The following is a 26161-nucleotide window of genomic DNA, read 5'->3' on the forward strand; positions in this document are numbered from 1 at the left end:
ATGGTTGTGTCTTACTTGACGTCGTATACCCAGATCAGCGAGGACGTCAGCTCGCCGGTGGGGCTCCACTGGTATTCGCGCGCCAGGCCCGGCCCCTTGTAGCTACGGACGAACGACAGCAGCTCGGGGCGGGTGCGCTTGCCCTCGTTGATCCCCTTCATCAGGATCGCGGCGAGATCGTAGGCCTCGACCGAGTAGACACCGGGTGCCTGGTTGAAGGCCGCCTGGTAGTCCTTCTTGAACTGCGACGGTGCGGGACCGCACGGGCACGAGAGGATCGCGCCCTTGGCACTGTCTCCGGCCTGGGCGGTGAACTGCGGGTCGTTGGCGCCGTCACCCGAGACGAAGGTGGCCTGTGAGCCCGCGGTCTTCAGCTGTTGGGCCAGCGGAGCTGCCTCGGCGTAATAACCCGAATAGAAGATCGCGTCCGGGTTGGCGGCGGTGACCTTCGAGATGATCGCCGAGAACTCGCGATCACCCTTCTTGACGTCGCCGGAGCAGGAGGCGTCGGCTGCCGATCCGAGCGATTGGGTCATCGCCTTCGCCAGTCCGACACCGTAGTCGGTGTCGTCCTTGATGACACAGACCTTTTTCTTGCCCATCGTGCCGGTCAGGTATTTCGCGACCGCCGGGCCTTGCACGTCGTCGTTGGCGAGACCGCGGAAGAAGGTCTTCCAACCGTTGTCGGTGAGGGTCGGGTTGGTGGCGGAGGCGGTCACCGAAACCAGTCCGGCCTGGTTGAAGATGCCCCCGGTCGCCTTGGTCTCACCGGAGAAGGCGGGACCGATCAGGCCGACGATGGCGTCGTCGTTGGCGATCTGAGGTGCGACCTGGGTGGCCTTCTGGGGGTCACCCTCGGTGTCGAAGGGCTTCAGCGTGATCTGGCAGTTCGGGTTCGCCTTGTTGTGCTCGTCGACCGCGAGCTGCGCACCGTTCTTGATGTTGATGCCGAGCGCAGCATCCGCGCCGGTCAGAGCGCCCGCCATCGCGATTGTCGTCTGGGGGCATTGGGCCTGGCCGTCACCGGCCGGACTGAGGGCTGCCGACTCTGTGGCACCCTGGACCTCATTGCCCTGGGTGTCGATCTGAGCCAGGGGCGCGATCTCGAGACCGGAACTCGCGGCAGCCGAACCGCTGGAACCGGATTCGGTCCCGGAGTCGCTGGATTTGCTGCTACACGCTGATACGGCGAGCACGCTCGCCATCGCCAGCGCGAGAGCACCTGTCGCCACACGACGATGCATTCTCTTACCTCTTCACTTCCCACCCACCCGGCGTGACGTCGACCCGCTCTGGACCGATCGACTGCGCCAAGAGATCTGCTGAGGAGACCTTGAGAAAACATAGTCCGAAACCACGGCGCCCGCGATGGATTGGAGCCAAACGTCCATGATGGCCCGGGGCGTGTTTTCACAGATTTAACGGCGCGGGCGCCGTGACCGTCAGCTGTCGGGGCCCAGAGTCTCGACGACCACCAGAGCGACCGCCTTCATCGTCGTGCGACGGTCCATCGCGGCGCGCTGAATCCACTTGAACGCCTCGGGCTCTGAGAGTGACTGCTTTTCCATCAGGAGGCCCTTGGCGCGTTCGACCAGTTTGCGGGTCTCCAGACGGTCGCCCATCGTGGCGACCTCTTTCTCGAGCGCAGCCACCTCGTTGTAGCGGCTCACCGCCACCTCGATCGCCGGAACCAGATCGGCCTTGGTGAACGGCTTGACCAGATAGGCCATCGCACCGGCGTCACGCGCCTTCTCGATGAACTCGCGCTGGCTGAACGCCGTCAGCATCACCACGGCCGCCAGCTTCTTCTGCGCGATCTCGGACGCCGCATCGATCCCGTCTCGAACCGGCATCTTCACGTCCATGATCACCAGGTCCGGCGTCAGGCTCTCCGTCAGCTCGACCGCGACCTGTCCGTTCGGGGCCTCTCCGACGACCTCGTAGCCCTCTTCACGGAGCATCTCGATGAGATCCATCCGGATCAGCGAGTCGTCTTCGGCGACGAGCACCCGATGGGTTGTCGCCTGTTCGCCGGTCCGATCCGCAGCCCTGTCTGCCACCGTCACCATCCCCTCCTCCGCTTCGAACTAGCCACGACCAGCGCGAACCTACAAGCGCTGATGCGAGCAGCGTACCGGGTGGCCGGTCGCTCGGCCGATCATCTAAAGTGGACTCTCGCGGCAGCCGCGCCACGCCGGCTGACTGCAGATGCCCTCGTAGCCCAATTGGCAGAGGCAACGGATTCAAAACCCGTCCAGTGTGAGTTCGAGTCTCACCGAGGGCACCAGATAAGAGCAGGTCAGAGGCGGTTTCTCCTCTGGCCCGCTTTTATTTGTGCCACCTTTCGGTACGCAGTGGGTACGCCAGCGTTGCCCGCAAGTACCCAGTACGGCCAACGGTCGTACTGGGTACTTGCGCCCGACTTCACTCCCTCACGAGGCCAAGGCTGCCGTGTTCATGGCCTCCGCGACAGCGTCGAGATCAGATGGCATGAGGTGGCCGTATCGATCCAGGGTCATCGTCGCCGTCTCATGCCCCAGTAGCGTCTGCAGCGCCTTCACGTTGGCGCCTGCGCTGATCGCAAGAGAAGCGCACGTATGCCGGAGATCATGAGGCGTGACGGACGGAAACTCAACGTCGTCCGCTTGGCGCCGCTCGATAGCCGCGTCCCAGGACCACCGCAGCTTGCCGTTGGTGATCCATGGTTCATCTGCCGTGGGATCGTCGCCGGGCCACACCAGTTCCGCCCTGCCGCGACTTTCAATGTGCCTCCTCAACGGCTCCAGAACAAGCCCGGGGATCGGCACCGACCGACGCGCATGCGTCTTCGGCGCCCCCTCCACAAGGCCCTGCCCTGTCACATTCGTAACCGACGTCGTCACGCTGATTCGGCCCGAATCAACGTCGACGGAGCCGATCCGGAGCGCGGCGGCCTCACCGAAGCGCAACCCGCAGTACCCGAGGACAAGAACCAAGACGCCGAATCGTTCCCCTATCTCGCCGGCAAGCGCCCGTAGCTGCGCGTGAGTGAGGTACGTCTGATCCACACCCGCTCTGGGCTTCCGTGGCAGCTCGATACCGTCGGTCGGCGACTGTCTGACTAGTTCTAGCCTGGCCGCGTACTTGAACACCGCCCCCATGCACTGATGGGTTTGGACAATCCGTGAGGCGGATAGACCCCGCTTCGCGAACCGCGCCGAGCCTCCAGCCTCCCCAAGACCTGAGATCCACGCTTGTAACTCACCGAACGTGATGTCGCCGACCGCGGTCTTCTCCCATCGCGGGAACACCACAGTGTCAAGGATGGACCGATACCCGGCGTACGTCTTCGGCTTCGTGCTGGCCTTCTTGCCCGCCAGCCACTCCTCCGCGACCTCGCCGAAGGCCCTCGCCGACTTCGCCGGATCGACCCACGTGCCTGTCTTCACCGCCGCCGTGTTTTCGTCCAGGAAGTTCTGCGCGTCAGCCTTTGTGCGGAACCCCTTCGTGTTCTCCTTGCCGTCTGGCGTAACCCACACTGCGCGGTATCTCAGTCCGCGCCCATGCCTCTTGGTCTTCACCTTGTCCCGAGTGAGCCACAGGTCCTGGACTGCCGCTCTCTGACTTCGCTTTGCCGCCATGGGTACGCAGTCTACCCGTAGCAAACCCGTCCAGTTGATCTGCTGTCGCATCCCACGCGATCCGGCCGGCGACGAGACACTGATCCAGCGGACGCAGACCCCCTTCCCCGAAGCCCCGTCACAGTAGCGTCGACAACGACACCAACGAAGCAAACGGCAGGAGCCAAACACCCTATGCGGGAAACACTCTCAACCTCTGAGGTCGCGCTGAAGTACGGCATCCCCGAGGCCACCTTGCGATGGTGGCGCCACATCAACGGTGGCCCCGCATCATTCAAGATCGGTCGGCGAGTTCACTACCGGTGCGACGAGATTGACCGATGGATCGCAGCCCAGGAGACGGCTACCATTCGTGGCGAGGTCCTTGTGTGAGCGCGGGCCGACGCGACCTAGAACGCGAAGAAGCCCCGAGCGATCACAGGTTGTGATCGCTCGGGGCTTCTCTGACGAGTTCAGCTCGGTCGTCGACACAGCGGGGTCGACCTCGAAGCGCAGGAGTAGTTGTCACAGCCCCCGGAAGCGCAGGATCGGCGTGACGTCGACGCTGAACGATTGGGTTCCGTCGTTGACGACGAGGGAGACCGGGAGGTCCTCGGTGCGCAGCAGTGTCGAACCGCTGTGGACGCCGTACTTGGCGATGACTGTGCCATTGGGCACAGTCACCGCGGGCACGGTGAGCGCAACAGTACTCCCGGTCTTCTTGGCCCAGTCATATCCATCTTCGGTGACCTTCGAGGCGGTGCCCCAGGTGGTGTCGCCGTAGACAGTGCCGACCCGGACTCCGTCGGCAGTGTAGAGCCCAATGCGATTGCCGAGCGCTGCGAGAGCGTCGGCGCAGGCGTTGCGGTGGGCGTCGGTGTAGGTGGAGGCCATGGCCTACTCCTCTTGGTTGTCGGTGCGATAGGACCGTGACTGGCGGGATCTGCCAGGCAGACTGATGCAGGTGACGTCGGGGTGATCGAGACCTCGCCATTGGTGATGGTCAGGAGGTCTGCGGTGAAGGTGAACTCGGGTGCCGTTGCGTCACTGAACGGCTCGTAGTCGTACTCGATCCAGACGGTGACCGTGGTGCCATCTGTAGTGAGCACCTCGCTGCCGGCGGAGACGATTTCCTCGCCGCCCTCGGGGATTTCGAGTCGCAGTTCTGTGCTGACGAGAATCACTGGTACGCCCTCACCCAGCCCCCGCCGGCCGCGCCTTCCCAGCCTCGGGTTCTGTTGCCGAAGATGCCGCCGTCGCCGCCCGAGCCCCCACCGCCGGGTGGCATGCCGGTCTTCACGGATGAGTTGGATTCGGCGCCGCCGGTATAGGTCACCCCGTTGAACGTGTAGTTGCCTGCCGGGGCACCCACCTGCCAGTTGGTACCCTGGACGGTCTTCGTCCCAGAGCCGCCATTGGCGGAGATCGAGCCGACTTCGGCGATGGCGGCGGTACTCGCACTTCCCGCCGTGGGTGCGGCGTTGTCGCTGTTGGCGGCCCGCGCACCTCCCGCGCCGATTGTGATCGTGATGGTCGTGATGGTCCATGGGATATTGACGCCGCGTTCGAGGCGGATGGCGTTCCAGGAGCCCGCGCTCCCGCCTGCACCCGAGGTTGCGATCGAGCCGGACCCGGTTTGCCCGGACGCCCCGCCGCCAATGAGGATGACGTCGATGTAGCGGCACCAGACGGGAATGGTGTAGGTGTATGTTCCTGCCGCCGTGTAGGTTTGCGTAGTCTCCGGCACGGCTGACCATGATGCGGAGCCGCCCCCCATGCACCCACTCGCGCCCGCGCCCGACACCCGGGGCTTCATGGTGGAGCGATCCGATGTGCCCGTCGCGGAGCGCACCGGCAGAGACGGGGTCGCAACACATCGCTCCGATGATGCAGCGTCGGTCGCCTCCGCCATCCCGATCCGCGCTCGGCCGCTCGCTCCCGACAGTCCGGCAGCCAGGAGCTTGAGCACCTCAGCGGCACCGCCGGACGCTCCGGAATCCTCGCTGTCGGCGATAGATGCCTTCCCGAGCGCTGCCAGATGCAGCAGTGGAGGAGCTGCCAGTGAGGTGCAGATTGATGACTGCGTGGTCCGAGGAGGCAGCGTTGCCCACCCCGACGCTGCGGGAAACCCAGAACCAGGCGGCGCGAACAGGATTCGCGGCCGTGGGTGGACCGTCGACCGACCATCCCTGCCGCTGGACCGATGGCGCGTCGGGGCCTTTGGTCGACCAGGTCACGTTGAAGCGCTCGCGAGTAGGTGTTCTTCGAGCGCGCTGAGGGCTTGCTCGAATGACGTGCCGTCCGGCAATCGCAAGATTGGGGTTAGGCCGTTCTCGGGGTCGCCGTCGACGTCGATCGCGATTCCTCGATCGTCGGACAAGAACACTTCGGTCCCGGTCGCGGTGTAGAAGTCGAGGACGGTCACGGCGTAGTGCTGGCCGCTGGTCTCGTCGACGTACAACCGGGTCACAGGGCACCAGTGCCCAAGGTCGCGTACGTACTGCATGGTTGCTCCGTTCACTTGTAGATGACCCACACACACCCGTTCGCACCCGCACCGCCTGTGCCCGGCGTCCCGAGAACACCCGCATACTTTGTAGGCATCCCACCGCCACCACCGCCGCCGCCCGGGTAACCGCCGTTGCCGCCGTTGCCGCCTGCGCCTGGGATGATCACGTTGGTCGTCCCACCACCGCCACCACCACCGCCCGCGCCGCCACACTTAGTCAGCGCATCAAGGGGTGCGCTTCCTCCGTCGCCGCCGTTTGTGCCGTTCTGGCTCGTAAACTCGCCACGGGTACCGATCCTGGCGAGCGGGGTGGATTCGCCGTGTTCTGCTTCCGTTGAGCCATGCCCGCCAGCGCCGCCGGCCCCAGGCTTGGACGTGGACGGGGAGAACCCCAGGATCGAGCCGATGCCATTGTTGTCGGGGTTGCTGACGACCAGAAGGTCGCCAAACTTGGTCAAGATTCCAGGTGTGCCGATTGAGGCGTACACCGAGTTGGGGACTTCGCTTGGGGCAAACGTCTGCGCCAACCACCCACCGCCGCGACCGCCAGCGCCGTAGGTATTCTCGCCCCCGCTGCCACCGTTTCGGCCAGCGCCACAACAGATCACCATCAGTTCGGTGATGCCTTCCGGCTTCGTCCACGTCCGTGAGGACGTGATCGTCTCGACGGTGTAGTCGGACAGAACAGCGCCGCGAATTGCCTGCAGGGTGTCGTTGACTGCGGTGTCGCCGCCGGAGTTGCCCTCCCACCCGGCAACGATCGCTTCCTTGGTCCCATTCGCAGTGCTATTCAGTTGGCCGAGATCGGAGATGACGTCGGCGAGAGTTCCTCCGACTACGGGGATCCCGCGGATTGCTTGCAGGATCGCGTTGACGAGTTCCTCGATGAAGTTCTGCACCGCGTCGACGGCGGATTGTGCCGCTTTCGCGTTGAGCGTGGGCACGAGGTCGATGATCTTCGACTGGGGCAGGCTGCCGAGTAGCGAGGCCGGGCTCGCCAACAGTCCGGTGATGAGGTTCGACACCTCGGCGGCCGTGTCTTCGGCTGAGCCCAATAGATCGCCGAGTTCGTCGGAGAGATCGAGGATGCGGTCGAGGATGCCGCCTTCTGGGGTGACGCCGAGAGCAGATAGGACTTGATCGACGAGGTTGGTGATCCCGTCCCAGAGGTCGCCGAGGGTGTCAGACAGTCCTGAAACCCATTGCTGCGGGAGCGATGTTGCGGTCTTGCGAAGTGAGATGTCATCCCACCAGACGGTGGCACCGGGAGTCATCGCGGCTTCGCAGGTGATTCGTACCCGCACGCCGTCCACTTCGTCGGGGACCTCGTATATGCCTGCGAGGGCGACGAAGTCGCCACCGGAGTCGGTGTAGAGCGGCCCGTTGATCGACGAGATGACTGTCGGGGTGCCCGTGGTGGCCCCGGTGTAGGGCATGATTGTGAGCTGGGCGACTGGGCTCTGGTCGGAACTTGCCGTCGCGTCAATCCAGCGCACTCGCCCGCTGACATCGAGCGTCTGGCCAGCGCTCACCGCAATCGCTTCGGAGGTCAGTACCTTCAACGTTCCGTCGGCGACGGCGCGAGCTGAGCCTGGGGATTCGTGCCCCGTGGTGTCGTCCCAGACCCACTGTCCCGCACCGTCGATGGTTGCGGCGCTGTCGAACTCGCCGAAGCCACTGAGGAGGTTGGGACTCGGCTGATTCGAGAGCTGACTCAGGAATATCTGCGGGATGCGGGATGGGTCAATGAGTCCGCCGGCGATTGAGCGGATTCCACTGACCGCCGCTTGGATGCCGATGAGCACCGTGTCATCGCCAGAGTAGGTTCCTTCGATTGCCTCACCGAGGCCCGCCAGATCAGCTTGAAAGCCCTGGATCGCCTGCCCCACCAACGATTCCAGTGGCCCGAGGTCACCTTGGAAGACGCTTACGAGTGCCTGTACCCACTCCTGCATCGCGGCGATGGGTTCACCGAGGGTCTCCCAGTGAGGACGCATCTGCTCCTCAAGAAGGTCCTTCCAGTCCTGTTCGGTCATCGCGGCGTGACCGGCGAGGCCGGAGTTTCCTCCCGAGGCGCTGCCTGCGGGGAATAAGATGCTCGCACCTGCGGTTGGGTTCCAGCCTCCAGGTGTGGTCATGGGATCCTCCAAGGGTTACGTGCGTTACGCGACGTCTTCGGGGTGGTGTTTGGCGATGACGCCGAGTGCGTGCCGTTTCGTCGCATAGAGGTCCGCGGTGAGCGTGGTGATCTCGACGCCGAGGGTCTTGTTCGCGGCCTTGAGCTTCTGGCACTCGACATCGAGACGACCTGTTTCGACGTCGACCTGCCCGAGATGCCGTCGTACTTCTGCGAGTTCGGAGATGATCTCGTCGTGTCGGTCGTCGAGTTCTTCGCGCAGATTGGTGCTGTGGGAGTTCTGGACTTGCGCCTTCACGGCCTTGGTGTCCCGCCGAGTGAGGTAGGTGATGATCGTGGGCGGCACGGTGACGACCGCGAGTGCGAGTAGCCAGATCACCGGGTGGGTGTTGGCTGGCATGGTCGATAGATCCATCACTCGGCCTCTTGCTCATCGCCGACGATGTGCTTGTCCGCCGTGACGAGTGGCAACCCCAAAAGCGCGGTTACGAGTGTCATCCATGGATCGACCTGCTCGGCCCCGACAATCCCGTAGGTGACGAGGAGGGCTACTACTGCGAGGGCGAGGCGGTACATCCACCGCCGCCGCTCCGGAGTGAAGAAGTCGCTCATGCCGTCACCTCCCGAACCGCGCCCGAGGGGTGCCATTCGAGGTGACCGTTGTCGAAGTCTTGCCGCTTGCCGCCGTCGTGGTCGTATTCGTCCGAAGTGGGCCACCCGAGGGGTCCCGCCTCAAATCCTTCAGTGGCCCAGCGCTTTCCGATGACCCCGCGAACCGCGTACCCGGGTCGGCCGTAGCGCCGGTAGACGGTCCCACCTTGGAAGGCTTGGATGTCGCCGACGCCAGTGATGACGGTATGGCGCTTGATCGGGTAGCCGAGGTAGCCCTGCTCCCACTGGTGGGTCTTCCAGATGTCGTAGATGTGCGCTGGTACCGCGATGGCGTTCGACTTGTGGACCTGGGGGTGCCAGTAGATAGAGCCGTGCTCGAAGTCGACGTATCGGCCAATGCCGTCTTTGCAGACACGTTCGTCGACGAACAGTCGCTTGCCGATCCACTGCTTGGCGATTGTGGCTTCGGTGTTGATCTTGTTCTCGATCGGCGCGTCGGGCGTAGCGAGCATCTTGGCGACGTCGGCGCGGAAGGAGGGCATGTCGATCCCGAATGGGTCGATCTTGCCTTCGGAGCTGTACTCCTTGTGCCCCGCGATCATGTTCGCGCCGAAACCGACTCGCTTGGCGATGGCCTTGCACACTCGCTTGTATGCGTCGAGTTGCACAGCGGGCCAGGGTTGTCCGACGCCGTTGTTGACCGCCTCGATTCCTATGGTGTGGTAGTTGGCGTTGTTGGTCGGCCAGCCGCTCCACGAGCCTCTGCCCGCGTGCCAGCAGACTCCGGCCGCGATGACACGGACGGCGCCGTCGCGTTCGAGGACGAGCTGTGCCAGGGGTCCGGGGAGGTCGGAGCGACCGTTCTGGACGATGACCCAGTCGCTCGCCCCTCCGCCCGCGGTGTGGTGGCAGATGATTCCGCGGATGTCGCGGAAGTCGCCGTGGCCGCGCTGCTTCCAGCCTGCGTGTTCGACTACTTTCAGACCCTCTGCGCGCAGTACGTCGGCCAGCCAGATTGGGTCACCAGTCCATGACAATGTGAAGTTCTCCTGAGATGCGAAAACCTCGCCAGCGGACGGGGTTTAGTGGGTGGTCTTCGGGGGGTCGAGTCAGATAGCGACGGGTGGGAGTTCTCCGGCTTTCCGTCGGCGGTCGACTTCGGCAAGAAAGGCTTCGCGCTGTTCCTGGGCCTTGCGGCGGATGCGCTGCTGCGGTGTTTCGACGTCGGCCGCTGTGGCGGTGTACTTCCAGACCCCGGCGGCCTTGGCGACCACGAGCGCGTCGTCTGAGGTTGGGGCCGTATAGGTCTTGATCGCTGGAATCTCCGCACACAACCGGACGCCGATTTCGACTTGGTGTCGGGCGACTTCCTCCCAAGCCTCTGGTGCTAGGAGCAGTGGCGCGCCAATGACAGTCGGCAGTCCTACGAAGGTGGCCGAGATCGCCTCGATCTGCTGCTCGACTTGCTCAGTGGTGAGTTCGCCGTAGGGCTTGCATACTTCACACATTGTGAAACTCCTTGTGGGTCACCAGACACCGGCATCCTTGGCGATCTCGCCTAGCCGGCGAATGCGGGCGAGGATCTTCTCGAAAGGGTCGAGTTCATCGAGTGCGCCCACCTCGGCGGCGCCAAATCGGCCGTCCGCGTTCGCGTCTGGGCCGTACTCTGCTTTGACCTTCTTGATGCGTTCGACGTGCACTTCACGAGCGGTGGAGCCGGGCACCTCGAACGACACCGGACTGCCGACCCAGGCATGGCCGTGTCCTGGCTGGCCGATGACGTATGGCGATCTCGGCGGGAACTGCACGGTGGCCGATTCGCCTCCACGGGTCTCACGCTCGGCTTCTCGCAGAGCCGCGAGGGACGAGATTGTGTAGGACTTCCCGGGCAGTTCGATGAACGATTCGAGGAGGTGCGAGCTGCCCGCCCGCGATTGGCGTGCAACGAGTTTCACGCTCAACCAGGCGAGCACGGTGTCCGTGTAGAGCGGCTTGAGCAGCGCGTCGATGGCACCGCCTTGAGCGCCTACCCCGTAGCCGCTGACGTTGATGTTCGAGGTCGCGAGGTCACCGACCATCTGTACGGTCGCGGAGATGGTGTCATTGACTCCGGGCGCCGACTGCCCGCCCATTGTCAGTGTTGTTGCGCCAGCCGTTCGGCGGGTGACCGTGGGGTTCGCACCGCCGTCGGCGGGGATGTGAATGGTCGGCCATCCAGGTGCGGTCTCGAACATGGAGCGCCAAATCTCGGCGACGGACGAGTCCGGCGTTGCGGTCGCGGCGATCTCGACATCTTCGATGAGGTCGCCCACGGATTCGCGCATGGTGCGGGTTAGTCCGTCGAAGACCGTCCCGCCGTTGGCGGTTCCTTCCCGGTGGCGGGAGTTGTCGATGATGTCGACGACGAGTGCGCCGTCTTTGACTACCGCTCCGGGCCAGGGTTCGGGATCGCCGGTCCGCCACCGGGTGGCGGTGACGGTTAGTTCGCCGTCGGTGAGGATGTCGGCGGCGCGTTCGGCCCAAGATCCGAATCTGCTGGCCAGGACGCACCACACGGTCCCGGCTGCCATGTCTTCGAGGAGGGACGTCGGCTTGATGACGATGTCCCAGTTGGACTGATCGAGCCCGTCGAGCCATGTCAATGGGTTCATCGGGTCGTCGGGTATCTGCCACGCGCTGCTGTAGAGGCGGAGGAGGTTGACGAAGAGGGCGGTCTTGAGGACCCAGATGGATGGGCCGGCGAGGAGGAAGATGCGGGGGAACTGAAATTGAGCGGGCAGCCAGGGGTTACTCCACACCCGGACGTTGCGAAGGTTGTCGAACTCGCCTAGTGCGTTGACCTGGACGACGTCTTCGCCCGTGTCGAGTGTCGCTGAGCTGATTAGTTCGGCTCGGCCAGAGACGCGACTGCCACCGGATCGGTACTCGATGTGGACATTGGCGCCCTCACCGCGTTCGACGCGGCCGGCCTCGTCGAGCAGCCACTCCCCTGCGGGATGATCGGCAGGTACGGAGACAGTGACCGATCCGACGTCGTTCTCGATCTCTTCCGCACTCGCGGTCATCGGGTCCATGACGACGTGCTGGAGCCGCTGGTGGCCGTCGTAGATATAGACCGCCGGCGGCATGAGTTGTTCGAGTTCGAGCAGGTCCGCCTGCGCTTGCACCGCCCGATTGATGGAGGCGCACTTATCGGCGAGAGGGGTACTCAAGGGCTAGCCTCCGCTCGGGGTGCGCGACATGCCCCAGGGGCGTGTCCAGTGCTGTGTGAGGTGGTATTCGGCCCGAGCGCCACCGGTGGGCGCGTTCGATACCGCGATCGGCAGCGCGGTGGCAGGTGTCCACGGCGGGATGTCATAGACGAGGAAGCGGCCTTGCTGCGCGGATAGCAGGTTGTGTCCGGCCGGCGTCGCCACCGGGAGCTTCTGCGGGTTGCGCGATAGGACGGCCCCGCTGTGTTCCTCGGTGACGCTGACGGCGATTGTTCGGGTCGCGTGTGGTCCGCCGGGCGCGACCTCGCCGATCTCGCCGCTCCACGACGGATCAGGAAGAAGCCAGTCGCCGGGCGTGAGGATCACCGTGTATCGGCATGGCGTGTCGCTGGGATTCTCGACGATGATCTCGCCTGTGGCGCTGGTGTTTTCCGTTTCAAAAGCCCTTACGATCGTCTCGGACTCCCAGAGTGGGAATCCGGCTCGGAGGTTGTAGATCGGGTTCGCGTAGGCGTCGGCGAGGAAGTCTCGCCCTGTGTCGATCTCGGGGACCTCTTGGCCACGGAAGTAGATCCAGCGCATGCCGGACATCTCCGTTGTCACTTCGGCGCGACCGGTGCGCTTGGTGGGCGAGTAGATGTACGGCGGTGGGACCAATGCCCGAGCCAGCGCGTCTTCGCGCTGGCCCGGGACTGTCTCGCCTTCGCCGTTGACGTGGAAGCCGACGATGAGGTCGCGGGGCTTGTATCGGTCCCGGACGTGCCGGGCACCGATGCCTGCTGCGGTTTCAGACCAGGCGGATTCCAGTGGGGCGTCGAGGATTCCGGACAGTTGTCCTTCACCGATCCAGACGCCCTGTCGCCCAGCCAGCGGCCCGTGGACATCCCATCGGGTGTTGTCGACACCGAAGATGGTGACGCTGCAACGGTCGTGGATGCTCATGGTCAGCCTTTCATTCGGGTGGCGATGAGAAGCTGACGCTGCCTCTCGTTGGCGTAGTAGGACTTCTCGTCACGGAAGGTGGCGTTGGTTGTCGGCGCGTAGACCCCCGCGCTGCTGGCGGCGGCCGGGCTCACAGCGAGTTCGGGCAGTACGGGACGTCCCGCGTTGATGTCCTCCAGCAGAGGGAGGTTCTCGCGGGTGGCGGCGGCGTTGACCACGAACTCGCGGTCACTCAGGCGTGCGCGGATGGAGTCCGAGGTGCTCGTACCGGGACCTCGGACGAGGCCACCGTGCTTGTATCCGTGCCCTTGTCCCCACACCTTGGTGAGGTCGCTGCCATACCGTCCGATGTAGTACTGCAGGGCTGCAACGACATTCGCGGCCGGGTCCTTGCGATCGTTCGGAAGGTTGGGATCGCGGTTGGCGGCAAAAGTCCGGCCGATGATCTGCAGCAGGCCAACCGCCGGGTCGACGCCACTGTTGACATCCTGGACCTGCTGCTCGATGTTCGGATCACCACCGGATTCGGTGCCGATCTGGGCAATGCCCGCGTTGAGCTGGGAATTGGCGGTGGTGAGGCCACGGCCGACCCGGTTGATCGCCCATTCGAGCAAGGGTCGCCAGGGTTCGGCTCCGTCGCCCGCTTTCCATTGCACCAGCGGTGAACCACCGGAACCGGTTTGCCGGAGCGTGTTTGGCGCGTCCTGCTGGCTGGTGAGCCGCTGGCTGTCCGCGGTCGCCGTGTTCTTGGCTGTCAACTGCCGCTTCTCGTACTCCTGCTTGGCGGCGAGTTTGTCGTCCTCGTACTTGCGCTTGAGCTGGGCTCGCTTGGCTTCGTAGTTGGACTTGGCGGCCTTGTTCTTGGCTCCGCCGGCCTGTTCATAGTCACGCTTGGCGGAGGCCAGTTCGTCCTCGTACTTGCGCCGACGGGCGAGTTGGAGATTCTCGTACTCCTGCTTCATCTGGAGGAGCTGAGCCTTGTTCGCCCCCTCCGATTCGCTCTCACCCGGGTGGCCGGCGTCCTCGGCAGCCTTCTTGCGCTCCGCGTCATACTCGTTATAGGCGCTGAGTAGTGCGGGCGAGTCACTGATGGAGAAGAAGCCCAGCAGGTCCTTGACGTGCTCTTCGGTGGCGCTCTTGGCGATTCCGCCGAAGGTCTCCGAGATTGAGGTTGGCTTCTCTGTTTCGGTCGTCTCGACCGTTGACGGCGTGGGTGCGGTCGCAGGCGTGGTGACGTCACCGGTGGGCAGGGTGGCGGCGCTGTCTGGTGCTTGCTCATTCTGCGGCTCTTGACCCGCAGGGTATTTGAGTCCGGCCGGGACGGTGTTCACGTCCGGATTCGCATCGTCGAACAGCGCGTGGATGTGGTCGTAGTGGTTCTGGGTGTCAGAGCCACGGTCTTCCATCTTGTTGCCAGAGCCGCCGGCGGTTCCGGGTTCGTAGTTCTGGCGCCAGATCAGGTAGTTCAATCCGAGCGTGTTCTTGTTGGCGTGCAACCAGTCTCGAATCGCTGTTCCCAGCGCGACGCCGTTCTTCGACCCGTACTCCGGGATCATGATGTCGAGTGCTCGGCCAGACGGGTGATCGGGATAGGGGTCGGAGGCTCGGTAGCCGCCGATCTCGCGAATCTGATTCCAGAACTTCTTGATCAGACGTCGTGCGAGGATCGCTGGCGCTTTGAGGTTGGCCTCTCCTCCCCCGCCGGTCCATGCGGGCAGGGCGCCGCCTTCGGCGAATGCGGGCAATCCTGCACCTTGGATCGGTTGACCGGCGTTGATTGCCTGCAGCATCCCGCCGACGGCGGACGCCTGCTCTGGTGGTGCGTAGAACTCACCCGCTGACACCTTGGCGACAGCGCGGCCTCGATCGACGCCGAGGATGGAGTCGGAGGTCCCGGTGCCGGGGCCTGTGAGCACCCGGCCGCCGGGCACGAGAGCTTCGAGTAGCGCCCGGTTGCGTCGAGTCTGCCGTGCGTTGACGATGAATCCGCCAGGTTTGATGGCGGTGCGCGACCGGGTTCCTTCGGCTTGACCGTCGGCATTGCCGAGGTAGCCGCCTTCGGCGAACGCTGGTAGCCACCCACCGGTGAACAAGCCCAGTGCTGAACGTGCGGCGCCTTGCAGGGGTCCGGGGAGCAAGTTGACGAGCGCGTTGACGATCGCCCCGGCCATCGACTTGATGCCGTTGATCAGACCTTGGATGATCGACTTGCCCGTGTCGACGAGCCAAGTCCCGGCCCCCTGTAGGGCTTCGGCGATCTTGCCGGGGATCTGCTTGACGAAGTCGACCGCCTTGGTGACCCCGCTGGAGAACCCTTCGGAAACACGTGACCACAGGCTTGTGACCGCTTCGGTGGCCGAGGAGATGAGGCCGCCGAAGAATCCGAGAATGCTACTGATCCAGCCTGAGACCGTGGCCAGGATGCTCGCGCAACCCGTGACGAACTGCGCCACCAGGTTGCTGATCCACGTGCTGATCGCTTGGACGCCGGCCACTACTCGGTTGAAGGCGCCGACAACAACGCTGACGACGGTGGACACAACCCTCTGGATGCCGTTGAACGCAGGCGTGACGACGTTGTTCCACAACCACATTGCGACAGTGGCAACGCCTTGGAAGGCAGCCTTGAGCAATCCCCAGTACACCTGGACGCCAGCCCAGAACAGCGAGATTACGTTCTTGATTCCGTTGAACGCGGGCGTGAACACCGAGTTCCACAGCCACATGACAACGCTGCCGATGGTGCGGAAGACTGCCTGTAACCCGGGCCACAGGGTTCCTGAGATCCAGCCCCATACGGCGCCGATGGCGGCTTGGATCGACGACCAGTGCTTCGTGACGAGTGCGACCACGACGCCAAGCGGCCCGCCGATGATCGAGATGATCAATCGCCAGTGGTTACGGATGAATCCGACCACGGCGCCCGCGGCATCGCCGATCTTGGCGAAGAAGCTCTTGATCGCGGGCCACGCGGTTCCGGTGAACCAGCCGACGACTGCGCTCACCGCGGTCTTGATGCCGTTCCAGGCGCCGTTGACGATATTGCGGAAGGTTTCGCTCTTCTTGTAAGCGAGGACAAATCCGGCGCCAAGGGCGACGAGCGCCGCGATAACCAGGAAGATCGGGTTGGTCAGCAGGCTGGCCTTGAGCAAGTTCTGAGCGACGGCGAATGTCTTTGTCGCGACGGCTGCGATCTTGGTGCCGAGGGCGTAGGCGCGGAAGGCGACGTTGAGTGCGACGATGGTCGCGCCGTTGGCGAGCATGGTTGCGCCCATAGAGATGAGGGCGGGTAGGAACGATGCGACGATGATGCCGGCGACGACGCTGATGATCTCCTTGTTGCGTGCCATCCAGTCGACCACCGTGCTGATCGCGGAGGCGACACCTCCCACGACGCCGGCGACGATGTTGAACGCGGTTGCGAGGGCACCGGCGAGAAGTCCAGCGAGGAGCGAGATCGCGGGGTGCGCGAACGAGAACGCTCCTGCGATCAGCCGGCCGAGGTGCGCGGCGATCTCGGCGACCCGGGCGAATGTGGGCACGACGTCCTCAGTGAGGGTGTTCTTCAGGGAGGTCAGCGGCCCCTGTAGCCGCGAGCGTGCCGCCGCGAGCGTGTCGCCGATCGAGCTGAGGTCGATATTGAAGTTCAGTCCGGCGAAGGCGGTCTTGAGGCGGGCGAGCACGCTGGAGATGAACGGGCCAACGGTCTTCGACACGCTGTCGATGCCGTTAGTGAGGAACTCGAATACTGCTGGTGCGCGGGAGAATACGGGTTCGAGTAGCTTGGCTCCGAAGCGACCGAGGGCGGCGTTCATGTTCGCCAATGACCCGCTGAAGGTCTTGCCCATCTTCTCCGCGCCGCCGCCGACCATGCCTTCCATCACGGTCTGGAAGTCGGCGAAGGAGACCTTGCCCTCCGAGACCATCTTCTGGGCCTCTTCGGTAGTCACGTTGTAGTGCTTGGCGAGTGCTGGCAGGATGCCGATCTGACGATCGAGAAGTTGCGCCATGACCTCGCCGTCGAGCTTGCCCTTGCCCGCGACCTTCCCGAAGATCGCGCCCATCTCACCGAGGCTCGCCCCGCCTACCGCTGCGGCATCGGCGACGAGACCGAGGTAGCGGTCCATGTCGACGCCGAGCTTCACACCTGCGGCGGCGGCGGTGGCTGCGGCTCCGGCTGCCTCGTCGAGTCCGAAGGAAGTGCCCTTGACCGCCTTGTTGGCCGACTCCATCGCAGACGAGACATCCTGGGTCGACATCTTCAGTGCGGCCATCTTCGACTTGGCCTGGTCGAGGCTGTTGAGTCGTGCGAAGCCCTTGGTGAGGGCCGTTCCCAGAACGCCTGCGACCGCGCCGCCGAGTGCGACGGCACCGCCCTTGAGCGCCTTGCCCGCAACGCCGGTGAAGCGTTGCGAGAAGGTCTGGCCGCTCGATGAACCCGCTCCTCCGAAAGCGCGATCCATGTCTCCCAGTGCGCGTCGGATAGGTCCGTGGAAGCCGTTGAGGCTGGGGACGACCTCGACGTAGGCCGTGGCCAGATTCACGCTTTCAGCCACTTCGGCTCACCTGTCTTCCTAGAGCATGCAAAAGGCCCCGGATATGTTCCGGGGCCCCGCATTTCGTGATGTGCTTGTTGTTCGCGGCGTTAGCTCGACTCGCCCCCGATTCGAGCGACCTTGAACCGTTGCTTGGCCTCGTCGAGGGTGTAGGAGTTACCTCTGCGTCGGGTCTTGTCTTCGGCATCGGATACGCCCGGCCGAGGGATTCGTGCGGGCGGTTTCGCCCCTGGCCGTGCCGCGTCCTTCGACTTGGACCAAACCAGCCACCGCTGCGAATCCGCGATGTCGGCGAGAAGCAGTTCGAGCAGACCCCATTGCTTCTGTTCGGCGGCGTCTTGGGGCGACCCCGCCGACGCCGCGTGGACTGCTCGCACCAGCGCCGAGTCATCGGACAGCCAACGAACGAACGCGAGCAGGTCACGCAGTGTGAATGCCGGGGTTCCCGCGTCGCGGAGCCGGAGGCCAACCGCGATCAGGTCAGCTTCGACTGCCCCGTCATGCTCTTCGCAGAGCTGGACGAGGCTCAGGATTCCGGGAGGCTCGTCTCCGCGTCCTTCTGCCAGCCCTCGACGAGTTCGCCGATGGTCTCGATGCCGAGGCTGTCGATCACGGCCATGTCGGTGTCGCTGATCTTGCCCGTTTCGTGCAGCAGCTCGAACAGCTCGAACATCTGCTCCTCGCTGTTGGCCTTGCGGATCTTGCGCATAACGCCGAACGGGATGTGCTGGAAACGCGGCAGTACGACGGTCGCGGCCTTTGCCCCGGTCTGCTGCGCGGTCAGCTTGGCCTGGTAGTTCTCGAAAGTCATTGTGGGCCCTTGGGTTAGGTGATTGGTGGCCCGGTCTGCCTGCCCCCGCGGAGGCACCGGACCCACCGAGTTCTCACGCGGAGGCAGGATTGGATGAAGTCCGTCAGGACTCCAATGGGTCGTCTTCTGACTCGTTGACGGCGGGTTCAGAGTCGTCGTTGAGGTCGAGGACGAGCGGGTCGACGCCGTCGCCTGTGAGGTTGTTGCCTTCAGGGTCCGGCGACGTCAGTTTCCCGAGGTGTCACCCGGGTAGATGAACTGCTTGATGCAGTCGCCGTCCTCGTCCTCAAGTGCTTCGAGAGTCACCTCGAACACGGCGAGGTCGCCGTGGGTCTTGACGGTCTCGCCGATCTCGGTGATCTGACCGCGAGCGATGTAGCTGCGGTCGAGGACGTCTCCGTCCTCCAGGTCGATGACCCAGGACTCGATCGGTAGCGGCTTCTTGTTCTTGCGGACGGTGATCTCGCCGGTCGCCGCTTCGACGGTCACGTTGGATTCGCCGTAGACACGCTTGAGGACATCCAGCTTGAGCGACTCCATGAACACGAAGCTGACGGTCGCGCCATACTCGGTCTGGACGGTGCGGATGACACTGCCGCCGAGTGCGCGCTTCTTGTCAGCGGAGCGTTCGATGGCTTCGGTGAAGCCGTCCTCGCTGATGTAGCCGAGGTCCTTGAACGCGGCGTCCAAGGCGGTCGAGGCGTCGGTCGGTGCGGTGGTGCCGACCGGGGCGTTGCGGAGTGCTCCGCCGACGCGAGGCTGGGCGGCAAATGTCGTCTGGGACATGGTGGTTGATCCTTTGATTAGGAGTTTGTGCGGGGGTGCAGGCGCAGCAGGATGAGCAACGTTGCGCTGGACCGAGGGGTGCCTGTGTCGGGGTCCACGCCGTCGGAGGGTTCGGCGGCGACCGAGGATGCGCGGATTCGCTTCTCTGTGGGGTCGAGGCCCGCATCAATGACGGCTGCGACCGCTTGTTCGCAGAGCGCGGCGGCTGCCCCGGAGGACGTCGCGTGCGCGTGTAGCTGCAGAACTCGCTGGGTAAGTTGCCCGCCAGCGCGGCGGGTTCCGCCCCGGGTGGCAACCTGGACATACTCGGCGGGGTGGTCTCTGGGAACCGAGGGGTAGGTCGAGACGCCTGTGCGAGCCTCGATCACCTCGGCGGCGATCATGGAGGGGAGCTGGGGTGTGGTCACTCGCCGCCGCCCAACAGCGCGGTGAGTAGCTCACCGTCGCGGGCAGTCCGCGCCTTCGCTTTGTTGGTGACCGTCCAGACGGCACCCCGGAGTCGGTCGCCGCCGTTCTCGACTATCGACTCGTATCCGTCCCCAGCCTCGGGTAGCGCGGTCATCGTCCGCGACGTCTCGGCGTCGAGGACCTTGCGCATCGCTCGGGACTTCATGATCTGCTGGCCGTGGTCGCGGTTGAACTTGATCTTGATCCTGGCCATGGTCACTCCGTTCGGGTAACGCGCAGTACGCCGCCGGGCCGATAACCGAACGGTCCGGCTGTGTACCAGAAGACCGCTCCGTCGACATCACACAAGCTGCCGCTCAGTTGGATTCGGTCGCATCGGTCGACTTCCGGAAACGACGGTGGAACATAGACGTTCAGCGCCCGCGTGAGGCGGTCATAGCCGGCGGTGTGAAGTTCCTCGATCGTGAGAGGCGCCCAGCCAAACACCCGATGAGATTCTGGGGGTGCGTAGCCGGGGATCGGCTCGCCGTAGGGGTCGTGGCCAACGACGGTGTGACGTTCCAACAGGATTGTGTGGCGTGCTCTGAGCGACATCTACGTCCCCCAGAGCGCGGCGTGCGCGGTCAACGCAGCGCCACAAGAGCATCCGCGGGTAGTGCTGAAGTAGACGTCGCAGCTATCGGCGTGGATAAGTGGAGACGGCGAGACGGTGTCGATCGCGAACGCGGCGCCAGGACGAACGCCCCGATGGGTGGCGCAGATGTCTTGGAGGAGCTTGATCTCGCTCGGCCATAGCAGTCCGCCACGACGGACGCTGGTGTCGATCGTTTCGGAGAATGGCCCCGCCGACTGCGTTTGAACAGCGCCCGAATTGGCCTCGTACCAACGCAACACAGCTCCACGCATGTGGGCTTTCGCGGCTGCGGCGAGGTTCTCGGGTAGCGCTGGTTCAGCGAGACAGGGCGCGACGGCTACCGCTGCGGCAGTCACGTCAACGACCATGATTTCCAGCGCGTCCTGCTCGTCGGAGGTCATCTCGCCGACGAACGGGGCAATGTCGGAGGTCGTCAATGTGACGGCCATGCGCTACTCCTCGGTCTGTGTGGACTTGGTCGTCTTGCGGGTCGTCCGACGTGGGGCCTTGGCCTGAGTCGAGGTGGCCTCGGCTGCCGTCCAGGTGCCCGACCCGATGAGGCGCTCCGCCAGGGCGGCGGGCACGTCGGCCCGCACGCCCTGGCGATTCACCAGCGCCGTCACTTGACGACCGCGAACTTCGTTGCGTCGACGTACCAAACGAAGACCGTCTCCAGTCGCAGGGCGATCTGGTTCTGGCGCTTGAGGTCGCCCTGGCCGTCGGGGTCGCCGAACTGGATCAGCTCGACGGGCAGCGTGCTGGCGATGCCCCAACGGATGCCCGACTCGAAGTCACCGACGATGGCCTTCACACCGGTGGCAGTGGCGGCTTCCTTTGCAGCAGAGACGGTGTCACCGACGGCAGCGGTCAGGCCGTGGACGGCGGTCATCTCACGCGGGTTGAGCGACAGGTCGGGGTACAGGCGGCGGCCGGTGGTGTCGCGCTTGGTCGACAGGGCGTAGGCCGAGGTCGGGTCGAGGGCGACTCCGGTGGGCATGTCGCTGTCGGCAACGATGAGCCCGATGGCCGCCTCGATGTCGAGGTCGATGTCGGCGCCGGCGGTGATGGTCTTGGTCGATCCAGCGGCGTGATCCGGATTGCCGCTCAGTACCTCGCCGGTCAGCGGGTTGATCGCGTGCAGCGTGCCCAGGTCGAGTGCTCGGGCGATGGACTCACCGGCGGTGGCGGCCAGGGCGTCGAGTACGCCGAGCTGGTGATCCTCGTCGGCCCACATGACCTCCTGGTTGAACCGAAGGGTGGTCTGTGCCTTGCGCGGCTTGGCGGTCACAACACCGAAGCCGGCCGACGTCGCGGCCTTCTCCGAGCCCTCGCCGACGAACTCGGCCTTGGGCAGGCCGTTCATGGTGACGATGTCGGTTTCGCCGAAGCGGAAGGGCTCCTGGGCCGACAGCTTCGCCACGGCGGAGCCGTCCTGCGCCTTGCGGATCAGGCCGGAGGCGACGTCCTTGGGCAGGTTGATGCCGCTGGTGGAGAGAATGGTCATGGTTGCTTGTTCCTCTGGGTAGGTCTGGGAAATCAGTTGGCGCTCGGGTTGAAGAGCGTCGACACGAACTGCTTGCTGGGATCCGGGACGCTTTGCGCGGTCGAACCCGCCAGCGGAGCTGACGGTTGAGCGACGTTGCCGCGCAGCGCGGTGACTGCGCGAAGCTGTGTGATCAAGCCGTCCGCATCGGAGGCGGTCAGCAAGCCCGCGGTGGCGTCATCGAGGCCGTGGGTCGTGATCAGGGCATGTCGCAGTTGGGCCGTCGCTGTGGATGTGGCCGTAGCAGCGGCCTGAGTCAGCGACGCGACCTCGGATTCGAGTTCGGCGACCCTGGTAGCCGCTGCGGCGTTCGCCTTGGCGCGGTCCCCGTTCTTGCACGCCATCGACTTCCAGTGAGCCACTTGCTCTTCAAGGGGCTTGGCGGCGGGTTCGGTTGATTCCGCGTCGATGTCCGCGTTGGCGGTGGGGTCTGGCAGAGCGGCTGCGTTTGACTCCGCGTCGGCGTTCGTGGCGGGGTCGAGCTGATCGTTTTCCATTGGTGGTGGGCTCCCGTTTCGGGTTATGCCGCGGCCGTTTCGATGGCGGCTGGGTGAGGGACGATGCCGAGGCGGGCTTCGTTTGCCGAGATCCACTCGCGGACCCGGGAATGATCGGCGTCGGTGATGGTCTTGCTGCTCGGCGTGTACGGTTTGACCGGCGTGGGCCTGTTTTTCCAAGCGGCGACGGCCACGCAGTGGCAGTGGTCGTGGGAGGCGAAGTCCGCTGTGGCGCGGGTGTAGACGGCGCCACGTGAGGCGAGCATGATGCAGAATGAGCAGGCTTTGCCTCGCGCCACTCGCTGCCATCCTCTGGCCGCACTATCGCGAGATGCGTTGTGCGCGATAGTTAGGCGTGCGGCTCCCGCGATTCTCTTCTCCACGCCGCCCAGTAGCAGCGACATGAACGCCGCCTTGCTGGTTGCCGTGCCCTCAGCCCAAATCCACAGTCCTTCGATGTCGAGCCATTTCGGCTCGGGCATCTCGGCGCTGTAGCGACCGGGGGCATTGGCGTCGAGGCGGTCTGCGGTGTAGGCGGTGACCGCTGCGGCACGGGCCGCTTCGGCGTGGCCGGCCGTCACTTCGGCGACGAACGGGATGAGGCTCAGGCTCGGGCGATCTCCTAATCCGTTTCGGATCGTGCGGGTCGCCGAACCTGAGATAAGCGTCAGGACTGGGCGGAGGTCGGCGGTCAATCCCCGGCCTCAACGTCCGGTGCGGTGGCAGAGGCGATCTGCTGAAGCAGTCGCATGCCTTGTCCTTGTCGGCGTTCCGATGCCGCACGGTCGGATTGTTCGTCGTTGAGCCCGATGAGTTCGGGGCCGACGGTGGTCTCCGCGAGCCAAGGCAGCGCGGTGATCTGCTTGAAACCGGCGTCCGCCTGCGCCGCCCGGGAGGCGTGGGCTGGGGGACGCCATCGAGCTGAGAGGTCCCAGCTCGGGTCAGGCTGATCAAGTCCCGCCTGAAATGCCAATGCCCAACCCATGATTCGTTCCCAGGATGGCGTCATAGCATCCGCCGCCGCTTCGGCCTCAGAGATCAGATCCTCGCGTGAGGCGATGTAGCTGTCGGCAGACGTTGGGTTACTGATGTCGGAGACTCCGAGGGAAGTCACCGGGATCGACGTCTCTCCGGAGAAGAGCTGGGCGTACTGCCGGAGCTGGTCGATGTGCGGCTGAGGGCTCTGACCCTGAATGACTTTGAGGTCGGCGCGAGGCACGGTCCCGTCATCGTTGTCGGGCAGGCCGAAGATGCGACCCCAAGCACTGGTCCAGGCTGCGCTCGGGGTGCCGGTTCCGGTTTGGAAGTCTTCATCGGTCGCGCCCAGGAGCACGAGCTGTGGGATCGAGTAGATGTCGGCGTTGCCTTCCATGCGGATGACTGTTCGCATGGCGGCCTCGGTCAGGCCGATCACTGACTTGGAGATACGGGAGCTACCCATGGGCTTGCCTGCGCGATAGCGCGGCACGAGCGCCTCGACGGGTATCGGCCCCGGTTGCGCGACGCGGGCGATCATCCACCGGCCGTGAGAATCGCGTTGCGCGGTGAGGATCTGACCTGGCAGGTAGAGGGTGAACGCGGTCGGCGTTGAGCCTTCGGATGTGCTGCGCGCATGGATCGCGAGGAACGTATCGAGCTGTCGGGTGCGCGGGTTCCAGTCGCCAGAGCCGCTCAGCGCGTCGACGACGTGGATGAGCGCACCCGGCTCACCCGCGCCGCCCTTGGTGACGGTGACAAAGCAGACGCCATGAAGGAGCGCGCTGATGGTGGCCGACGCCGATTCGGCGGCTAGGCGGTTGTCGCGCCACACCTGTTCGGCAGACGGTGCTGATTCGCCGAGCGTCTCAACGCCGGCGAGGGTTATCCGGCGAGCCAGGAGATCGACGGCCTTGGCGGGCCATCCGATGACTTGTGCCGCCCGGGCGTACCGACCCGCATCTCGTGAACTCAGGTTGCGGGCGAGGTGCTCGCCCTCGTACAGCGCTGTGCGTAGACGGTTGTTTGCCGCGTGAGTCTCGATCTGTTCAGTGAGTCGAGCGAAGGTCGCCTGCTCATCTGGGTCGAGGCCAGGAATGATAGGGGTTGACAAGTGGCCTCCCAGTTGGAATCAGGCTGCTGCGTTACGTTTTCGGCTGCTGCGGCGGTTCGTGGCCGTTGCGGGCTTTCGTGCTGCGGCGAGGACCGCGAGCGAGGCCGCGGATACCCGGTGAATAGGTGCGCCTTTGTCTCGCATCTCCCACGCCCAACCACCGCCGCGAACGTCGCGCTTCTGTGTGCGGCTGATCGCGTCTTCCATCTCGGGCGAGTGGGTGTGAGTGAGTCGACCCGATTCGAGGGCCTCTTCCAGGAGCGCGCACGCGGCGGTGTACTCGGTCGCCGACGAGCGCATCGGATTACGTTTGCGTGCGGCCAGGAGCGGAATGAGTGGTGCTGCGGCAGAGAGATTGTCGATGAAGATGATGTCCGTGGGACGGCTCACCTTGGCGACGAAATCGGCCGTGGCGGTGTTGTCATGCGAGGTGAATACTTCCTCGACATGCAGGCGTTCGTCACCCACACGCCACGCGGCCCACACCGACGATCCATGCAGGGCCGAGCGGTCGATGCCGTAGCCGATCGGACACTCCCCCATGGGGGGTCCTGGAGCGACATAGGACGGCCAGTCCGTCAGAACAGGTGGTGCGTCGGTGGTGACTTCGTCCTTGTCCCAGATACCGAGGGCTTCACGTCGCCACGCCTCGCCGTCTGGGAGGTTCTCCGCCATCCGACTCATGGCCGCCGGTGGAACGCGGGTGGGGTACGCCGGGTTGGCTGTTCGGTACTGCAGTTCCCCATGGGGGTCGAGGTCCTCATGCCCCGCGATCTCGATGTAGAGGCCGTTGCGCGACTTCCCCGAGAGAGCGCCACGCCGCTTTGCCGTGAACGCGCCGGAGTCGTCGATGGGACGGGGTGGGGTGCCTATAAAGAAGATCAGCGAGCCATACGGGTTCTTGGCCGCGTTCATGGTGGGCACGATGTCTTCGAGTGCTTGATGCCGAGCTGCTGCGCCTCGTCCATCACCACGATGTCGATCGCGTCGAGTCCTCGGCCGAAGCCCTGCTCGCGGGCGCCGAACATGATCCGGCTGCCGTTGGCGAAGTGGATTTCCTGCTCACCGTTGGTGGAGCGGATACCGTTCGAGCGGTCCTGCCGCAAGTGTGACTTGATCAGCGGTTGGGAGACCGCAGCAGCGACCGCACGGAAGGTGTTCGTCGTCGTGCGGCCGTGGTGTGAGGTCCAGGTTGCCTTGAGTCCGGGTATTTCGATGCAGAGTGCGATCAGCAGGTGCGAGACCCAGAAGCTCTTGCCGACCTGGCGAGGGATGGATGCTGTGACGCCGCCGATGGTGCAGGCGAACTTGCCGTCAGCATCGAGGCCCAGCGCGGCGGAGGAAGCGCTCGCTTGCCAGTTGTCCAGGGTCACACCGAGCGTGGACAGTCGGTACTCGATCTTCGGCCATAGCGTTGACTCGATGCCGTCGGGGAGAATCAGATGCTTGGCGGCTTCCCGCAGCGTCGGTTGGTCCGGACGCGCATCCAGCGTGTGGGCGAGGCCGTAGTCCTCGAAGGTGGCGTCAGAGGGCGGCGGGGTCGAATCCTTGGTCATTGGCGGCGGCTTCCTTGACGGCCGCATCGCGGTTCGCGGCGTCGTCGGCTAGGGCCCGGGCAGCAGCGAGTTGCTCAACTACTTCCTGGAACCGTCGGGTCAGAGGCGAGATGTCACTGGCCTTCGTGTCGGGGTCGTCGATCAACTGGGCCAACCGATCTCGTAGTGCGACCAACGTCGCCACTTGATCGCCGGAGGCCACAGCGTCCGTGACTGAAGTGCTCATTGCTGGCCTCCATCGGCTTGTGGGGGAAGAAAAGGGGAGGAAAG

The 26161-nt window shown here is 64.6% G+C and carries 27 protein-coding genes, 1 tRNA gene and 2 pseudogenes; 2 read left to right on the forward strand and 28 right to left on the reverse strand.

Features of this window, described 5'->3' with window-relative positions:
- Nucleotides 1-11: 11 nt before the first annotated feature.
- Entirely contained in the window at nucleotides 12-1244 is a 1233-nt protein-coding gene (locus ACLQ3I_RS22460) for a branched-chain amino acid ABC transporter substrate-binding protein (protein WP_425794845.1), read from the reverse strand.
- A gap of 198 nt (nucleotides 1245-1442) precedes the next feature.
- Nucleotides 1443-2069 (reverse strand): ANTAR domain-containing response regulator, encoded by a 627-nt coding sequence (locus tag ACLQ3I_RS22465; protein WP_425794846.1) that lies wholly within the window; start codon nucleotides 2067-2069, stop codon nucleotides 1443-1445.
- Between the two features lie 141 nt (nucleotides 2070-2210).
- On the opposite strand from ACLQ3I_RS22465, the gene ACLQ3I_RS22470 reads away from it, so the two are divergent.
- Nucleotides 2211-2287: transfer RNA gene (locus tag ACLQ3I_RS22470), tRNA-Leu, on the forward strand.
- 145 nt (nucleotides 2288-2432) lie between these two features.
- On the opposite strand, the gene ACLQ3I_RS22475 is transcribed toward ACLQ3I_RS22470, so the two are convergent.
- Entirely contained in the window at nucleotides 2433-3620 is a 1188-nt protein-coding gene (locus ACLQ3I_RS22475; RefSeq protein ID WP_425804897.1) for a tyrosine-type recombinase/integrase, read from the reverse strand.
- Between the two features lie 174 nt (nucleotides 3621-3794).
- On the opposite strand from ACLQ3I_RS22475, the gene ACLQ3I_RS22480 reads away from it, so the two are divergent.
- Complete coding sequence (locus tag ACLQ3I_RS22480) at nucleotides 3795-3992, forward strand: helix-turn-helix transcriptional regulator (protein ID WP_425804901.1); 198 nt, start codon at nucleotides 3795-3797, stop codon at nucleotides 3990-3992.
- Between the two features lie 132 nt (nucleotides 3993-4124).
- Here ACLQ3I_RS22480 and ACLQ3I_RS22485 read toward each other — a convergent pair whose 3' ends face one another.
- The 25 genes and pseudogenes from ACLQ3I_RS22485 to ACLQ3I_RS22605 form a co-directional block, all read right to left on the reverse strand.
- Nucleotides 4125-4493, reverse strand: a complete 369-nt coding sequence (locus tag ACLQ3I_RS22485; protein WP_425804904.1) for a hypothetical protein — start codon at nucleotides 4491-4493, stop codon at nucleotides 4125-4127.
- Between the two features lie 44 nt (nucleotides 4494-4537).
- Nucleotides 4538-4783 (reverse strand): annotated as a pseudogene (locus ACLQ3I_RS22490) (hypothetical protein); the annotation flags it as partial.
- Complete coding sequence (locus ACLQ3I_RS22495) at nucleotides 4780-5346, reverse strand: hypothetical protein (protein WP_425804907.1); 567 nt, start codon at nucleotides 5344-5346, stop codon at nucleotides 4780-4782. The gene ACLQ3I_RS22495 and the pseudogene ACLQ3I_RS22490, both read right to left, overlap by 4 nt.
- 486 nt (nucleotides 5347-5832) lie before the next feature.
- Nucleotides 5833-6105: a DUF7572 family protein gene (locus ACLQ3I_RS22500; RefSeq protein WP_425804909.1), complete on the reverse strand. Its 273-nt coding sequence runs from the start codon at nucleotides 6103-6105 to the stop codon at nucleotides 5833-5835.
- 11 nt (nucleotides 6106-6116) lie between these two features.
- Nucleotides 6117-8246, reverse strand: coding sequence for a hypothetical protein (locus ACLQ3I_RS22505; protein ID WP_425804912.1), 2130 nt, complete (start codon nucleotides 8244-8246; stop codon nucleotides 6117-6119).
- A 24-nt stretch (nucleotides 8247-8270) separates the two neighbouring features.
- Nucleotides 8271-8645, reverse strand: a complete 375-nt coding sequence (locus ACLQ3I_RS22510; protein ID WP_425804914.1) for a hypothetical protein — start codon at nucleotides 8643-8645, stop codon at nucleotides 8271-8273.
- A 14-nt stretch (nucleotides 8646-8659) separates the two neighbouring features.
- Nucleotides 8660-8857, reverse strand: coding sequence for a phage holin (locus tag ACLQ3I_RS22515; RefSeq protein ID WP_425804917.1), 198 nt, complete (start codon nucleotides 8855-8857; stop codon nucleotides 8660-8662).
- Complete coding sequence (locus ACLQ3I_RS22520) at nucleotides 8854-9894, reverse strand: N-acetylmuramoyl-L-alanine amidase (RefSeq protein ID WP_425804920.1); 1041 nt, start codon at nucleotides 9892-9894, stop codon at nucleotides 8854-8856. Before ACLQ3I_RS22520 ends, ACLQ3I_RS22515 begins: the two co-directional genes overlap by 4 nt.
- 72 nt (nucleotides 9895-9966) lie before the next feature.
- Nucleotides 9967-10365, reverse strand: coding sequence for a phage gene 29 protein family protein (locus tag ACLQ3I_RS22525; protein ID WP_425804922.1), 399 nt, complete (start codon nucleotides 10363-10365; stop codon nucleotides 9967-9969).
- An 18-nt stretch (nucleotides 10366-10383) separates the two neighbouring features.
- Nucleotides 10384-12069: a hypothetical protein gene (locus ACLQ3I_RS22530; protein WP_425804925.1), complete on the reverse strand. Its 1686-nt coding sequence runs from the start codon at nucleotides 12067-12069 to the stop codon at nucleotides 10384-10386.
- 3 nt (nucleotides 12070-12072) lie between these two features.
- Nucleotides 12073-13011 (reverse strand): hypothetical protein, encoded by a 939-nt coding sequence (locus tag ACLQ3I_RS22535; protein WP_425804928.1) that lies wholly within the window; start codon nucleotides 13009-13011, stop codon nucleotides 12073-12075.
- Nucleotides 13012-13013: 2 nt separating this feature from the next.
- Nucleotides 13014-17567, reverse strand: coding sequence for a tape measure protein (locus ACLQ3I_RS22540; RefSeq protein WP_425804931.1), 4554 nt, complete (start codon nucleotides 17565-17567; stop codon nucleotides 13014-13016).
- An 89-nt stretch (nucleotides 17568-17656) separates the two neighbouring features.
- Nucleotides 17657-17944, reverse strand: coding sequence for a DUF5361 domain-containing protein (locus tag ACLQ3I_RS22545; RefSeq protein WP_425804934.1), 288 nt, complete (start codon nucleotides 17942-17944; stop codon nucleotides 17657-17659).
- A gap of 149 nt (nucleotides 17945-18093) precedes the next feature.
- Entirely contained in the window at nucleotides 18094-18378 is a 285-nt protein-coding gene (locus ACLQ3I_RS22550; protein WP_425804936.1) for a hypothetical protein, read from the reverse strand.
- 225 nt (nucleotides 18379-18603) lie between these two features.
- Nucleotides 18604-19164 carry a hypothetical protein gene (locus ACLQ3I_RS22555; protein ID WP_425804938.1) on the reverse strand — a complete coding sequence of 187 codons (561 nt, stop codon included), beginning with the start codon at nucleotides 19162-19164 and terminating at the stop codon, nucleotides 18604-18606.
- A gap of 403 nt (nucleotides 19165-19567) precedes the next feature.
- Nucleotides 19568-19825: a hypothetical protein gene (locus tag ACLQ3I_RS22560; protein ID WP_425804941.1), complete on the reverse strand. Its 258-nt coding sequence runs from the start codon at nucleotides 19823-19825 to the stop codon at nucleotides 19568-19570.
- A gap of 341 nt (nucleotides 19826-20166) precedes the next feature.
- Entirely contained in the window at nucleotides 20167-20655 is a 489-nt protein-coding gene (locus ACLQ3I_RS22565) for a hypothetical protein (protein ID WP_425804944.1), read from the reverse strand.
- 3 nt (nucleotides 20656-20658) lie between these two features.
- Nucleotides 20659-20829 (reverse strand): DUF7302 family protein, encoded by a 171-nt coding sequence (locus ACLQ3I_RS22570; RefSeq protein ID WP_425804946.1) that lies wholly within the window; start codon nucleotides 20827-20829, stop codon nucleotides 20659-20661.
- Nucleotides 20826-21770 (reverse strand): annotated as a pseudogene (locus ACLQ3I_RS22575) (phage major capsid protein); the annotation flags it as partial. The pseudogene ACLQ3I_RS22575 and the gene ACLQ3I_RS22570, both read right to left, overlap by 4 nt.
- Nucleotides 21743-22246, reverse strand: coding sequence for a hypothetical protein (locus ACLQ3I_RS22580; RefSeq protein ID WP_425804949.1), 504 nt, complete (start codon nucleotides 22244-22246; stop codon nucleotides 21743-21745). The gene ACLQ3I_RS22580 and the pseudogene ACLQ3I_RS22575, both read right to left, overlap by 28 nt.
- Nucleotides 22247-22269: 23 nt before the next feature.
- A complete protein-coding gene (locus ACLQ3I_RS22585; RefSeq protein WP_425804952.1) occupies nucleotides 22270-22941 on the reverse strand; it encodes a hypothetical protein in 672 nt (223 codons plus the stop codon).
- Entirely contained in the window at nucleotides 22938-24335 is a 1398-nt protein-coding gene (locus tag ACLQ3I_RS22590) for a phage portal protein (RefSeq protein ID WP_425804955.1), read from the reverse strand. The genes ACLQ3I_RS22585 and ACLQ3I_RS22590 overlap by 4 nt, the downstream gene beginning before the upstream one ends.
- A gap of 18 nt (nucleotides 24336-24353) precedes the next feature.
- Nucleotides 24354-25250, reverse strand: a complete 897-nt coding sequence (locus tag ACLQ3I_RS22595) for a hypothetical protein (RefSeq protein WP_425804958.1) — start codon at nucleotides 25248-25250, stop codon at nucleotides 24354-24356.
- Nucleotides 25247-25891: a hypothetical protein gene (locus tag ACLQ3I_RS22600; RefSeq protein WP_425804961.1), complete on the reverse strand. Its 645-nt coding sequence runs from the start codon at nucleotides 25889-25891 to the stop codon at nucleotides 25247-25249. Before ACLQ3I_RS22600 ends, ACLQ3I_RS22595 begins: the two co-directional genes overlap by 4 nt.
- The gene (locus ACLQ3I_RS22605; RefSeq protein ID WP_425804963.1) at nucleotides 25860-26117 is read right to left on the reverse strand and encodes a hypothetical protein; all 258 of its coding nucleotides are present in this window, start codon (nucleotides 26115-26117) and stop codon (nucleotides 25860-25862) included. Before ACLQ3I_RS22605 ends, ACLQ3I_RS22600 begins: the two co-directional genes overlap by 32 nt.
- Nucleotides 26118-26161 lie beyond the last annotated feature (44 nt).

The organism is Gordonia sp. DT101 (assembly GCF_049844895.1).
GTDB lineage: Bacteria > Actinomycetota > Actinomycetes > Mycobacteriales > Mycobacteriaceae > Gordonia.